Consider the following 12,813-nt stretch of genomic DNA (forward strand, 5'->3'; position numbering starts at 1 on the left):
AGGGGGCGCGATCGCAAGACGCAAATGGTCCACACCGCACCCCACAAGCCTAAGAACACAACGCCTGCGCCAATACATGAATTTGCACCCTTGTAACTAGTGCATTTGCACCCTCAGCGCTGGCCTTTGGTGCCCCACTCTCCCGAGAACAAGCCGCGCTCCCGCGCCCAGACAATCGCCTCGCTGCGGCTGTGCACATCCAGCTTCGAATACACCGTGGCCACGTGATTGCGCACGGTATTGGGCGCCAGTTTCAGTCGGCCGGCGATCTCCTTGTCTGCCAGCCCTTCGCAGATCAGACCCAGTACATCGCGCTCGCGCGCCGTCAGATCAGTGAACGAGGCGCTGGGCAACTGCGGCGAGTTGATCTTCTTTACGTTGGCGAGCTTTTCGATCAACGTCCGACTGAACCACGAAGCATCCTTCATCACCTCTTCAATCGCCGCGACCAGTTCAAGCTCCGTGCGCTTGCGTTCGGTCATGTCCATCAACACCAGCAGATAGCACGAGGTGTCATGGATGTTCACCGTGTCGGCGGACACTGCGCATTCGAGCAGTTCCTCGTCCTTCTTGCGCACCGGCACGTCGACCCGATCCACCCGACCGTGCTTGGCTAGCGCCGACAACAACCGCGTGCGCGCACCGTCATCGTGGATAAAGCTCAACTGCGTCACCGTCTTGCCGAGCACCTCATCGCTGTCATAGGCCAGGGTATCGAGAAACGCCTGATTGACGTCGATGACCTCCTGCTTGTCCGCGGTGCAGATGAGAATCGGCACGGGGGTCAGCCGAAAGGCTTTGGCGAACCGTTCTTCGCTCTGACGCAGCGCCAACTCGACCCGGCGCCGCGGCTCCATGTCGACGAAGGAAAACAGCATGCAATTCTCGTCATTGAGCAGCAGCGGCTGGCCGGCAACGATCACCTGTTTGCTGCCGCCGTCAGGCAGGCGCAGTTCCGCCTGCATCTGCGGAATGGTCGCGACATCGCGCAAGCGCTGGATAGCCAGATCGCGTTTATCGGCCTGCTCGAAGATATCGATTTCGTATGCCGAGGTGCCGATCACCTGATCGCGGGTATAGCCGGTCATTTCCAGAAAACCCGGATTGACCTTGATGTAACGCAAATCGCTGAGCCGGCAGATCACCGCCGGCGCGGGGTTGGCGTTGAAGGTTTTTTCGAAGCGCAGCTCGGCGTTGGCCCAGTCGGTGACATCGCTCATGATCAGCACCAGCGACTCGGGCTGCCCCACACGGTCGGTCAGCACCATGCTGCGCACACTGTGCACCCAGATACGCTCCGGGTCGTCCACGGGCGAGATCTCGATCAGCACGTCACTGAACGCCTCGCAACGCGCCACGCGGCTGATCGGGTAGTTCTCGGGCGACAACACATGGTTATTGCGATAGCGCAGGACGAAACGCTTGGCGTACTCGTCAGCGTTGGTGCCCAGGTCACCGATGGTGCTGACGCCATGCATGGTCAGCGCCGCTTCGTTGGCCCAGAGGATACTTTTGTCGAGTTCCAGCAGAATCACCCCGTCCGACAGCCCGGCAATGATCTGCTGCAACTGGCGACGGTTGGTTTCGGTGGTCAGGACTTCCTGGCTCATTGGATCTCCACACTGTGATGCGGCTAGGTGAAGAGTACGACCGCGACGACTCGGGATCGTGCCACGCCTTGAAAATCGCCGAAAAGCCCTCTGTGGGAGTGCGTGAGCTGTAATCTGTGCCAGTTCACTTGTCCCACGGCCCAACGCCGTCAAAAAGATTCTTGAACCCACCAAAAATCATCCGCTGCCCGTCAAAGCCCATGGGATTGACGTCCGGTTGCATGCGCGGGTCTTCCATCATTTTCGCCATGCCTGCGTCGCGGGTGGCTTTGTCGGGCCAGATCAGCCAGCCGGATGACACGGTCTCGCCTTCCTTGAGTTTGACCGCCAACGGGAAAGAGGTGAGCTTGCCCTCCGGCACGTCGTCACCCCAGCACTGGACGACCTCAACGGCGCCATATTCCTTGAACAGCCTGGCGGCGATCTGACAGTGTTTTTTGTACTGTTCACGATTGGCGTCAGGCACGGGTGCCACGAAGATATCGATGTAGGCCATGTTCATTCTCCTTGCAGGATGGGTTCGATCTGCTGACTGGTCGATTGTGGCGGGCGCCATTCGACACGATTCACGCCAGGCCCGACCGGCGGTTCGCCAATCGCCCCAAGATTGCCCTCGACCTGCCCGGCCATGTGCAGCGTTCCCGCCATCACCCCGGTGGTCGGGTTCTGCAGCAGCTTCATCCAGGCCTTGTCGAAGGTGTTGCCCAGACTGCTACGGATCAGCGCTTCGCTGTCGGGGCGGTCATTGGCCTGGATGATCGCGCGAATGCCGGCCACGCCGACTGAAATCATCGCCCCGGCCAGTTTCCCCGCCGCTGCCGCCACCGCACTGGCGGCGCCGCGCGGGGCCATTTCCGCTTCAATGCGCTGGCTGGCACGTTTGGCCACCGGGGCCATGGCGGCGTCGGTGGAAGAAATGCCCCTGGCGCCGCCGTCGGTGTGAACCTTGTCGATCAGCGCGGCGTACGCCGGCAGCGTGTTCAGCGGCTCGGTGCTGATGACCGTGAACAGCGAGGCATCCCGCGCCGGCGGGGGCCCGAGGGCGATGGCCGGGATCTTTTGCAAGCGCCCGTTGAGCTGCGCAATAGGCACACCATGACGCTGGGCGATGAGTGGCATCTGTTGCGCCATCAACTGCGCGTAGAACGCCGTGGCCTGAGCCAGGATCGCGTCCGGATCTATCTCTACTGCGACCGGCGCCAGGACCTTTTCCTGATATTGCTCAAGCAGATACGCCGCCAGCCGTTTCGCCGAAGCATCCTGCTCGCCGCCAGCGCTGATCGTGTACCAACTGACCTTCATCGACAGCCATTCCTGAGTCCAGTAGCTGCTGAACCAAGGGATGAAATTTTCTTCAGTTTGCTGATAGACGCGAGTGCGCCAATGTTCCATCGAACCGCGGGCGAACAGCTTGACCTGTTCGGTGGCCTGCTGCGAAGCGCTGAGGATTTCGCGGTCGATCTGCTGCCAGGTCTGCGCCGACACGACCACGGCTTGCGGCGCGGTCACCGGTGCCCGGACCGAAGTAGCACAGCCGGCCAGCAGAAACAGTGCGGCAACGACCAGCGCGCGCGGATTCACGGTGGTGGTGTCCTTTGGCTGAGGGAGGTGCAGGTTTGAGTATAGGCAGGTGATCAAGAGGGGCGCCGCTTGTTCTGGCCTCTTCGCGAGCAGGCTCACTCCTGCATTTGAAATGCGTTCTCCCTGTAGGAGTGAGCCTGCTCGCGAAGGGGCCATCAGCAGCACCACAAACCTCAACCATCACCACCGTCGATAACCACCATCGCCACGATTGCCTTCCGCCCATCCCTCACCAAAGGCACGATTGACTCATCCGACACACAACGAGGCGTTCACATCATGATCCATACCCAAGTCACCCTCTCCGTGAGTTTCCCGGTGTTCGGCAGCAACTACTACCAACAGCACGTCGTACCGCGCAAAGCGCAGACGCTGGTGTTCAACAAGGATTTCGACGATCTGCTGATGCCCGCCGCCAGCAACCATTTCAGCAATGAAGTGGTCGGCCTCAACGATCAGTTCCGTTTTCTGAGCGACATTCTCGCCACCCATTTGCTCGATCACGAGGCCTCGGTGCCTGCGCGATCCCGCGTCCAGGCGAGCGCTCATTTTTAATCCCTCAAAGGCTTGCCCGCGAAGCGGACGATCATGAAAAAGCCCACTGGCCGGTTCGGCTCAGTGGGCTTTTTCGCGGCATCCGCTGACTCAGTCGATCAACGCTTCCAGCAGTCTGCAAAGCGCGAACAGACTTCATATTTCGCGTCCATGGCGGCCATCCGATCGAGGTGATGATCGATGGCTTCCGCCATCACGCGGTTCGACGCCTGGAAATAGAACATGAACATGGCCTTTTCTTCCGCGTCCGGCGCCGCGTTGCCACGCTTGCCGTCTTTGTCATCCACGCGCGCCCACTCGCCCAGGCGCTTGTCATCGACGCTACGCAAACGCTGGCGATATTCGTCTTTGGTGCGCTGCATCGCCTGATCCTTTGTGGTCGCGCTTTCCTTGTCGAACTCGATCAGATTCTGGCGATACAGCGCCCAGTAATCGTCCGGCAACGTAAAACCCAGTTTGGCCTTGCGGTCGTTGATCAGCGAGTCGAGCTTCTCTGGAGAAAAACTGGCCGCAGGCTCTTTGCCCGCATCCGGTTTCATGAAAACGAAAAGGCTGCCTTCGATGATACGGTCGATCAGTGCCGTGCGTTGCGGCGTGTCGGGCAGCAGCGCCGGTGGCTTGGGAAAGATCGGGTTGCGCCCCACGCACGCCGCCAGCGCAGTGCGGTCCAGTGGCATCACGGTGCGCAGATCTTTACCGTCGTGCCGCTCCAGATGCCGCAACGTGGTGATGCACTGGGTCTTGGTGACGTTCAGTGTCACTTCATATTCATTGCCACGCTTGGGCGTAAAGGAAAAACCAGAGCCGCAGGTGGCGTAACCGACCTGCGTGTTGACACGCAGATACGCCGGCTGCTCGGGCTTGATCTTGAATTCAAGGTAACCGCGCGCCTGTTCCGGCGGCGCAACCATCATCCCCGCCCGGCGCTTGCTGTCGCCGATCAACACATTGTTGAGCATGCCGGTGGTCAAGCCATCGCAATGCTCGGCGTCGAAATAATCGATCGTGGCGTTATCGGTATTGGCGACGAACCTTACCTTGGCGGCGTCTGGATCGGTCGCATCCTGATAGGTGCCGGTGATGTTGCAACCTGTCAGCAGGCTGCATGACAGTACTGCACCAGCCAGCGACAGGGCCAGGCGCAGCGGGGAAACAATGGACATGATCTTCCTTGGCAGCGTGAAAAGCGCGCATGCTACTGAATTGCCACTACGGCGTCCATTTCTTCGCTCTCTCACGTGAGCCCGTCCCTGGGACTCTCGATCAATCAGTCATCATCGCGATCACGGTAATAACGACGGCCATCGCGGCGGTCGCCATCGCGGTCGTCCCAGCGCCGGTCATCATCGTGATAGCGGCCATGGTCGCGGTCGTAATGCCGGCCATGCCGGTGGTCATCATCAAAATCCGCAATACAGCCGCTGAGCAATACCGCGGCGGTCACAGTGAGCAGCATCGTTGTCGCGTGCTTCATTCAATACTTTCCTAAACCCAAGGTCTTGACGATGAAATCGCCACGCTGCCGGCCTCTTCAAGAGGCAGTGCGCGCAGCCGCAGATACGACCGGGCAAAAACCCGTTGATTCACTGGCCACCATCGACCGTTTGTCGGCCCGTTCGCCGCAACCGAGCGGCGGCGTAATGCCACCTATACTGCTTGCAACCAATCCCCAAGCAATGGATCTGCACCCTCAAATAACAACAAGCAGAGGTGGACCATGGTCTGGCAGCAAATCTATGACCCGTTCGGCAATCCGGTGCTCTCCACGCTGATGGCTGCAGTGCCGGTGGTGGTGATGCTCGCGGCGCTGGCGTTCTTTCACGTCAAGGCGCATCTGGCGGCGCTGCTGGCACTGGCGTCCGCCCTGCTGATCTCGATCTTCGCCTTCGACATGCCGGCGGGCATGGCCGGTTCGGCGGCATTGTTCGGCGCGGCGAATGGCTTGCTGCCGATCGGCTGGATCGTCCTCAACATCATCTTCCTGCATCGCCTGACCACTGAGAACGGCTCGTTCAAAGTGCTGCAGGATTCCCTCGCGCGCATCACTGACGACCGACGCTTGCAACTGCTACTGATCGCCTTCTGCTTCGGTGCGTTCTTCGAAGGCGCGGCAGGCTTCGGCACGCCGGTGGCGGTGACCGGGGCGATCCTGATTGGTCTGGGTTTTTCACCCTTGGCCGCATCCGGTCTGGCACTGATCGCCAACACCGCCCCCGTGGCATTTGGCGCCCTGGGCACGCCGATCATCACCCTCGCCAAAGTCACCGGGCTGGATGAGATGGAGCTGTCGATGATGGTTGGCCGGCAGTTGCCGTTTTTCTCGGTGCTGGTGCCGTTCTGGTTAATCTGGGCCTTTGCCGGATGGCGCAAGATGCTCGAGGTGTGGCCGGCGATTCTGGTGGCCGGAGTCAGTTTCGCCATCCCGCAATTTCTCGTTTCGAACTACCACGGGCCGATGCTGGTGGACGTGATCGCCGCGCTGATTTCCATGGCCTGCCTGACACTGTTCCTCAAAGTGTGGAAACCGGCCACCATTCATACTTCGGCAGCGCTGTCCGGCCGCGTCGACAACTCCAAAGTCGATGAAGAAAAAGTCACCGCCAGCGCCGCCTTCAGCGATCAGGCGCGCCCGGCAGTGATGCGCGCATGGATGCCGTGGATCATTCTCACGGTGTTCGTGTTTGCCTGGGGCACGCAGGGCTTCAAGAACATGTTCGATACGCGGCCGGTGATCGACCCGGTCACGCAATCGGCCAAGCTTGATCCGCAAGGCAAACCGGTGCGTGAGGCCAATCCGACCTTCGCCCCGGCAGTGACTTTCACCAGCCTGCACTTGCAGATCGAAAAAGTCCCGCCAGTTGTTGCGGCGCCGAAAGCCGAGGAAGCGGTGTACAAGTTCACCTGGCTGACCGCGACAGGCAGCGGGATTCTGCTGGCGGCGATTGTCGGCGGTCTGTTGATGGGCTATTCGATCCCGCAACTGATCAAGCAGTACTTGCGCACGCTGTGGGTGGTGCGGTTTTCGCTGATCACCATTGCGGCAATGCTGGCGCTGGGGTTCCTCACGCGCTATTCCGGACTGGATGCGACGATGGGCCTGGCGTTCGCGGCGACGGGAATTTTCTATCCGATGTTCGGCACGCTGCTCGGTTGGCTGGGGGTGGCACTGACCGGCTCGGACACCGCGTCGAACGTGTTGTTTGGCGGCTTGCAGCGGGTGACTTCGGAACAACTGGGCATCAGTCCCGTGCTGATGGCGGCGGCGAACAGTTCCGGTGGGGTGATGGGCAAAATGGTCGACGCGCAGTCGATCGTCGTCGCCTCCACCGCGACCCGCTGGTATGGGCATGAGGGCGAGATCCTGCGTTACGTGTTTTTCCACTCGATCGTGCTGGCGATCCTGGTCGGCGGGCTAGTGACGTTGCAGGCGTACGTCTCGCCGTTTACCTCGATGGTGGTAGGTGGGCCATAACTGAAGAAACACAACTCCACTGTAGGAGTGAGCCTGCTCGCGATAGCGGTCTGTCAGTTGATAGTGTGTTGGCTGACACACCGCTATCGCGAGCAGGCTCACTCCTACAGGGTTTTTGTGCTGCCTTGGAGATTGATGAGCAGAGCACATAACTCTTTAGCGAAAATCCGACAAAACCTTTTCCTCCCTCCTGCGGTCACTCCTTTTACGAGACTGGCATGCATGCCGGCGCGCCCTTTTGGGCCTTTTGCAATCCTGCCGCCCGATGAGAGAAAAGGAATCGAACCATGCCGATTTCCCGACGCAACTTCATGATCCTCGGCGCCGTAACCGCGACGGCGTTCGCTATGCCCCCCTTTATCAGCCTCAAGGCCTACGCGGCCAGTCTGGAGCAACCGGCCATGAGCAAAGTCACCCTGCAAGTCAACGGAAAACCGCAAACCCTGGAAGTCGACACCCGCACCACCCTGCTCGACGCCCTGCGCGAACACCTGCACCTGACCGGCACCAAGAAAGGCTGCGACCACGGCCAGTGCGGCGCCTGCACGGTGATCGCCGACGGGCGGCGGATCAACTCCTGCCTGACCTTGGCGGTCATGCACGACGGCAGCGAAGTCACCACCATCGAAGGCCTCGGCATGCCGGACAAGCTGCACCCGATGCAGGCCGCGTTCATCAAGCACGACGGCTATCAGTGCGGCTACTGCACGCCGGGGCAGATCTGCTCCGCAGTCGCGGTGCTCAAGGAAATCCGCGACGGTATTCCCAGCCACGTCAGCCCGAGCCTGACCGAGCCGCCGAAACTGATCGCCGCCGAACTGCAGGAGCGCATGAGCGGCAATATCTGCCGCTGCGGCGCGTACTCGAACATCATCGAAGCCATCACTGAAATCGCGGAGGTGCCGGCATGAGAGCCTTCAACTACAGCCGCGCCGACTCGCCTGCCGCAGCCGCCTCCCAGGCTGCACAAGTCGAAGGCGCCAAGTTCATCGCCGGCGGCACCAACCTGCTCGACCTGATGAAACTCGACATTGAGACCCCGGTGCATCTGATCGACGTCAACCACCTCGGCCTGGATCAGATCGAAGCTACGCCTGAGGGCGGACTGCGTATCGGCGCCCTGGTGCGCAATACCGATCTGGCCGCCGACGCCCGCGTACGCAAGGATTACGCCCTGCTCTCCCGCGCGCTTCTGGCCGGAGCCTCCGGGCAGTTACGCAACATGGCGACCACCGCCGGCAACCTGCTGCAACGCACCCGCTGCCCATACTTTTACGACACCCATCAGGCCTGCAACAAACGCAATCCGGGCAGCGGTTGCGCGGCGATCGGCGGGGTCACTCGACAACTGGGGATCATCGGCGTCAGCGACGCCTGCATCGCCACCCACCCGAGCGACATGGCCATCGCCATGCGTGCGCTTGATGCGCAGATCGAAACGGTCAAGCCTGACGGCAGCACCCGCAGCATTGCCATGGCCGATTTTCATCTATTGCCCGGCAATACGCCGAACATCGAAACCAGCCTCACACCCGGTGAGTTCATCACCGCCGTGACCCTGCCGGCGCCGGTCGGTGGCACGCACATTTATCACAAGGTTCGCGATCGTTCGTCCTACGCGTTTGCCCTGGTCTCGGTGGGTCTGATCCTGCAAAAGGACGGCACCGGCCGCGTCGCCGTTGGCGGCATTGCGCCGAAACCGTGGCGGGTCGAGGCCGCTGAAGCGCTGCTGCCCAAGGGCGCCAAAGCGGTCAGCGAGCGCCTGCTCGAAGGCGCGACCCCCACCGATGACAACCAATTCAAACTGACACTGGTCGAGCGCACGCTGGCTTCGGTGTTGGCGCAAGCGAGGGAAACCGCATGAAATTCGACACGCCCGCCACCACCAATCCCATCGACCGCCTGAAAGTCGTCGGCCAGCCCACCGAGCGCATCGAAGGCCCGTTGAAAACCAGCGGCCAGGCGACCTACGCCTACGAACAACATGAAGCGGCGGCCAATCAGGCCTACGGTTTCATGGTTGATTCGGCGATCGCCAAAGGGCGGATCAAAGCTATTCATCTCGACGAGGCCAAAGCCGCACCCGGCGTACTGGCGATCGTCACCGCCGAGAACGCCGGCAAGCTCGACAAAGGTGATTACAACGCCGCCCATTTGCTCGCCGGTCCCGACGTGCAGCATTACCAGCAAGCCGTTGCGCTGGTGGTCGCCGAGACCTTCGAACAGGCCCGCGCCGCCGCGCAACTGGTCAAGGTCGACTACGAAACCGCCGAAGGCAAGTTCGACCTGGCCAGCGTCAAAGACCTCGGCGTCGAGCCGAAAGACGAGCTGCCGGACGTCAATCACGGCGACTTCGACAAGGCCTTCGCCGCCGCCCCGGTGCAGTTCGATCAGACCTACACCACGCCGGACCAGTCCCACGCGATGATGGAACCCCATGCGACATTGGCCGCCTGGAAAGGCGACCAACTGACGCTGTGGACGTCCAACCAGATGGTCGCCTGGAGCGTCGGCGACATTGCGAAGACCCTCGGCCTGCCGAAGGAAAAAGTCCGCCTGGTCTCGCCGTACATTGGCGGTGGGTTCGGCGGCAAGCTGTTCATTCGTGCCGACGCGATCCTCGCCGCTCTAGGCGCGCGCATGGCCGGCCGGCCAGTGAAAGTCGCCCTCGCCCGCCCGCAGATGGCCAACAACACCACCCATCGTCCGGCGACGATTCAGCGTATCCGCATGGGCGCCACGGCCGACGGCAAGCTGACCGCCATTGCCCATGAAGGCTGGTCGGGCAACCTCGCCGACGGCAAGGTCGAACTGGCCGCGCAACCGAGTCAATTGTTGTATGCCGCGGAAAACCGCCGCGTCAGCATGCGCCTCGCCCCGCTCGACCTGCCCGAAGGCAACGCCATGCGCGCACCGGGTGAAGCGCCGGGCCTGATGGTGCTGGAAATCGCCATGGACGAAATGGCCGAACAGCTGAAAATGGACCCGGTGCTGTTCCGCATTGCCAATGACACCCAGGTCGATCCGGTGAAGACCGAGCGGCCGTTTTCCCAGCGTCAACTGGTCAAATGCCTGCAGATCGGCGCGGAGAAATTCGGCTGGGATCAGCGCAAAGCGCAGCCCGGCACACGTCGTGAAGGCCGTTGGCTGATCGGCATGGGCGTGGCGGCGGCGTTTCGCAATAACCTGCTGGTCAAGTCCGGCGCGCGCGTGCGCCTGGAGCGTGACGGCAAGGTGATCGTCGAAACCGACATGACCGACATCGGCACCGGCAGCTACACGATCATCGCGCAGACAGCCGCGGAGATGATGGGCGTCGGCCTGAATGATGTGGTGGTACGTCTGGGCGATTCGGACTTCCCGGTCTCGGCCGGTTCCGGCGGCCAGTTCGGCGGCAACTGCTCGACTTCAGGGGTTTATGCCGCCTGCATGAAACTGCGCGAAGCGGTGGCGCAGAAGCTGGGACTCGCGGCGGATCAGGCCGAGTTTGTCGATGGTCAGGTGCGCGTCGGCAGCAAGAGCCTGCCGCTGCGCAATGCCGCTGAGGGCGGCGCGCTGGTCGGCGAGGACAGCATCGAATTCGGCGATCTGGCCGAGAAGTACCAGCAATCGACCTTCGGCGCGCACTTCGCTGAAGTTGCCGTCGACGCCGCCACCGGTGAAGTCCGCGTGCGGCGCATGCTCGCGGTGTGCGCGGCCGGACGGATTCTCAACCCTATTTCGGCCCGCAGCCAGGTGATCGGCGCAATGACCATGGGCGTCGGCGCGGCATTGATGGAAGAACTGGCCGTGGACAAGCGTCTGGGCTATTTCGTCAACCATGACCTGGCGGGATACGAAGTGCCGGTGCACGCCGACATTCCGCATCAGGAAGTGATTTTTCTCGAAGAGACTGACCCGATTTCTTCGCCGATGAAGGCCAAGGGCGTGGGTGAATTGGGGATTTGCGGCGTGAGTGCGGCGGTAGCGAATGCGATCTACAACGCTACCGGCGCGAGGGTGCGGGAGTACCCGATTACGCTGGACAAGATTCTGGATTCATTGCCGGAGATGATCTGAAGCGAAAAGCCCCTCACCCTGGCGCTCTCCCAAAGGGAGAGGGCCAGGGTGAGGGGCGAGGTTTCACTCGGTCTTTGGATATTGCTCATCACTGACCTGCTCCATCCAGTCCACCACCTTGCCATCCAGCACTTCCGCAATTGCGATATGGCTCATCGCCGTTGTCGGCGCCGCCCCGTGCCAATGTTTGGCACCCGGGGCAATCCAGACGGTATCGCCCGGACGGATTTCACGAACCGGCTGGCCCCATTCCTGGACGAACCCTGCTCCTGCGGTGACGATCAATGTCTGTCCTAACGGATGGGTGTGCCACGCAGTTCTCGCGCCCGGCTCGAACGTTACGGTCGCGCCGCTGACGCGGGCCTCGTCGGTACCCTTGAACGGCGCATCCACCCGCACCGTGCCGGTAAACCAGTCAGCGGGCCCTTTGGCCGAGGGTTGAGAGCCATTCGGCGTGACCGTGACACGCGGGTTGTCAGTGGCCTGCACCTCACCGGCCAGCAGCGAGAGCGTCAGCGCAGAAGCAGCGATCGGGTTCATGGCGGTTCCTCCGGATGATTAAAGCAACCACTGTAGCGATCTGCACTCTTTAGATAATCGTCTAGAATCCGAAAAAACTTATGCAGGACAATCATCAATGCTCCGGGAAAACGCCACCGACCTGCTCGCCTTTCTCGCCGTCGCCCGTGAACGCAGTTTCACCAAGGCCGCCGCCAAACTCGGCGTTTCGCAATCGGCGCTCAGCCACACCATTCGCAGCCTCGAGGCACGTCTCGGCCTGCGCCTGCTGACCCGCACCACGCGCAGTGTTTCGCCGACCGAGGCCGGCGAACACCTGCTGCAGACCATCGGCCCGCGCTTCGAAGAGATCGAGGTGGAACTGGCCGCCCTGAGCAACCTGCGCGAGACCCCGGCGGGGAAGATCCGCATCAGCGCCACCGACCACTCGCTGAACTGGATTCTGCGTCCGGTGTTGCAGGAGTTCCTGCCGAAGTACCCGGACGTCACCGTCGAAGTCTGCTGCGACTATGGCTTCGTCGACATCGCCGGCCAGGGTTTCGATGCCGGCGTGCGCCTGGGCGAAGACGTTGCGCAGGGCATGATCGCCACGCGCATCGGCCCCGACATGCGCATGGCCGTGGTCGGCTCGCCCGCCTACTTCGCCCGGCGCGCAGCGCCACAGACCCCGCGCGACCTGACCGACCACGCCTGCAACAACCTGCGTCTGCCAACCAATGGCGGACTGTATTCGTGGGAGTTCGAAAAGGACGGTGAAAGCCTGAAGGTTCGTGTCTCCGGCCAGGTCACCCTGAATGGCGTCTACCCGTTGCTCGACGCCGCGCTGGACGGTTTCGGTCTTAGCTACATCCCGGAAAATGTCGTCGCGCCGTTTCTGGCCGACGGCCGCTTGATCCAGGTGCTCGGAGACTGGTGCCCGGCGTTTTCCGGCTATCACCTGTACTACCCGAGCCGACGCCAGGCAGCGCCGGCGTTTGCCTTGTTGCTGGAAGCGTTGCGCTATCGCGTTTGACCCGG

Annotated in this window: 12 protein-coding genes; 6 read left to right on the plus strand and 6 right to left on the minus strand. The window is 61.7% G+C overall.

Going from position 1 to position 12,813, the window contains the following annotated elements; genetic code table 11:
* Positions 1-113: 113 nt before the first annotated feature.
* The 3 genes from LIS66_RS15755 to LIS66_RS15765 form a co-directional block, all read right to left on the minus strand.
* Complete coding sequence (locus LIS66_RS15755; protein ID WP_227972529.1) at positions 114-1,610, minus strand: helix-turn-helix transcriptional regulator; 1,497 nt, start codon at positions 1,608-1,610, stop codon at positions 114-116.
* 124 nt (positions 1,611-1,734) lie between these two features.
* Positions 1,735-2,106 (minus strand): DUF1428 domain-containing protein, encoded by a 372-nt coding sequence (locus LIS66_RS15760; protein ID WP_042609362.1) that lies wholly within the window; start codon positions 2,104-2,106, stop codon positions 1,735-1,737.
* A gap of 2 nt (positions 2,107-2,108) precedes the next feature.
* On the minus strand, positions 2,109-3,191 hold the full coding sequence (locus LIS66_RS15765) for a hypothetical protein (RefSeq protein WP_042609361.1): 1,083 nt from the start codon (positions 3,189-3,191) through the stop codon (positions 2,109-2,111).
* A 279-nt stretch (positions 3,192-3,470) separates the two neighbouring features.
* Between LIS66_RS15765 and LIS66_RS15770 the strand changes: the two genes are divergently transcribed.
* Entirely contained in the window at positions 3,471-3,746 is a 276-nt protein-coding gene (locus LIS66_RS15770) for a hypothetical protein (RefSeq protein ID WP_042609360.1), read from the plus strand.
* Between the two features lie 98 nt (positions 3,747-3,844).
* Here the strand turns inward: LIS66_RS15770 and LIS66_RS15775 are convergent, their stop codons facing one another.
* Together LIS66_RS15775 and LIS66_RS15780 are read right to left on the minus strand one after the other, a co-directional pair.
* A complete protein-coding gene (locus LIS66_RS15775; protein ID WP_042609359.1) occupies positions 3,845-4,909 on the minus strand; it encodes a hypothetical protein in 1,065 nt (354 codons plus the stop codon).
* A 104-nt stretch (positions 4,910-5,013) separates the two neighbouring features.
* Positions 5,014-5,220 carry a hypothetical protein gene (locus LIS66_RS15780; RefSeq protein ID WP_042609358.1) on the minus strand — a complete coding sequence of 69 codons (207 nt, stop codon included), beginning with the start codon at positions 5,218-5,220 and terminating at the stop codon, positions 5,014-5,016.
* Positions 5,221-5,463: 243 nt separating this feature from the next.
* Between LIS66_RS15780 and LIS66_RS15785 the strand changes: the two genes are divergently transcribed.
* The 4 genes from LIS66_RS15785 (at position 5,464) to paoC (ending at position 11,277) form a co-directional block, all read left to right on the plus strand.
* On the plus strand, positions 5,464-7,218 hold the full coding sequence (locus LIS66_RS15785; protein WP_227972530.1) for an L-lactate permease: 1,755 nt from the start codon (positions 5,464-5,466) through the stop codon (positions 7,216-7,218).
* A gap of 287 nt (positions 7,219-7,505) precedes the next feature.
* Positions 7,506-8,129: an aldehyde dehydrogenase iron-sulfur subunit PaoA gene (gene paoA / locus LIS66_RS15790; RefSeq protein WP_227972531.1), complete on the plus strand. Its 624-nt coding sequence runs from the start codon at positions 7,506-7,508 to the stop codon at positions 8,127-8,129.
* The gene (locus LIS66_RS15795; RefSeq protein WP_227972532.1) at positions 8,126-9,082 is read left to right on the plus strand and encodes an FAD binding domain-containing protein; all 957 of its coding nucleotides are present in this window, start codon (positions 8,126-8,128) and stop codon (positions 9,080-9,082) included. Before paoA ends, LIS66_RS15795 begins: the two co-directional genes overlap by 4 nt.
* Entirely contained in the window at positions 9,079-11,277 is a 2,199-nt protein-coding gene (gene paoC / locus LIS66_RS15800) for an aldehyde oxidoreductase molybdenum-binding subunit PaoC (protein WP_227972533.1), read from the plus strand. Before LIS66_RS15795 ends, paoC begins: the two co-directional genes overlap by 4 nt.
* Before the next feature lie 63 nt (positions 11,278-11,340).
* Here paoC and LIS66_RS15805 read toward each other — a convergent pair whose 3' ends face one another.
* Positions 11,341-11,817, minus strand: a complete 477-nt coding sequence (locus LIS66_RS15805; RefSeq protein ID WP_227972534.1) for a cupin domain-containing protein — start codon at positions 11,815-11,817, stop codon at positions 11,341-11,343.
* Positions 11,818-11,914: 97 nt separating this feature from the next.
* On the opposite strand from LIS66_RS15805, the gene LIS66_RS15810 reads away from it, so the two are divergent.
* The gene (locus LIS66_RS15810) at positions 11,915-12,808 is read left to right on the plus strand and encodes a LysR family transcriptional regulator (protein WP_083352521.1); all 894 of its coding nucleotides are present in this window, start codon (positions 11,915-11,917) and stop codon (positions 12,806-12,808) included.
* Positions 12,809-12,813: the final 5 nt, after the last annotated feature.

Source organism: Pseudomonas sp. HN2, assembly GCF_020736465.1.
GTDB lineage: Bacteria > Pseudomonadota > Gammaproteobacteria > Pseudomonadales > Pseudomonadaceae > Aquipseudomonas > Aquipseudomonas moraviensis_A.

Coding starts and splice junctions, on each gene's coding strand:
- LIS66_RS15755 (WP_227972529.1), bottom strand. CDS start 1,610: ATGAGCCAGGAAGTCCTGACCACCGAAACCAACCGTCGCCAGTTGCAG.
- LIS66_RS15760 (WP_042609362.1), bottom strand. CDS start 2,106: ATGGCCTACATCGATATCTTCGTGGCACCCGTGCCTGACGCCAATCGT.
- LIS66_RS15770 (WP_042609360.1), top strand. CDS start 3,471: ATGATCCATACCCAAGTCACCCTCTCCGTGAGTTTCCCGGTGTTCGGC.
- LIS66_RS15775 (WP_042609359.1), bottom strand. CDS start 4,909: ATGTCCATTGTTTCCCCGCTGCGCCTGGCCCTGTCGCTGGCTGGTGCA.
- LIS66_RS15780 (WP_042609358.1), bottom strand. CDS start 5,220: ATGAAGCACGCGACAACGATGCTGCTCACTGTGACCGCCGCGGTATTG.
- LIS66_RS15785 (WP_227972530.1), top strand. CDS start 5,464: ATGGTCTGGCAGCAAATCTATGACCCGTTCGGCAATCCGGTGCTCTCC.
- paoA (WP_227972531.1), top strand. CDS start 7,506: ATGCCGATTTCCCGACGCAACTTCATGATCCTCGGCGCCGTAACCGCG.
- LIS66_RS15795 (WP_227972532.1), top strand. CDS start 8,126: ATGAGAGCCTTCAACTACAGCCGCGCCGACTCGCCTGCCGCAGCCGCC.
- paoC (WP_227972533.1), top strand. CDS start 9,079: ATGAAATTCGACACGCCCGCCACCACCAATCCCATCGACCGCCTGAAA.
- LIS66_RS15805 (WP_227972534.1), bottom strand. CDS start 11,817: ATGAACCCGATCGCTGCTTCTGCGCTGACGCTCTCGCTGCTGGCCGGT.
- LIS66_RS15810 (WP_083352521.1), top strand. CDS start 11,915: ATGCTCCGGGAAAACGCCACCGACCTGCTCGCCTTTCTCGCCGTCGCC.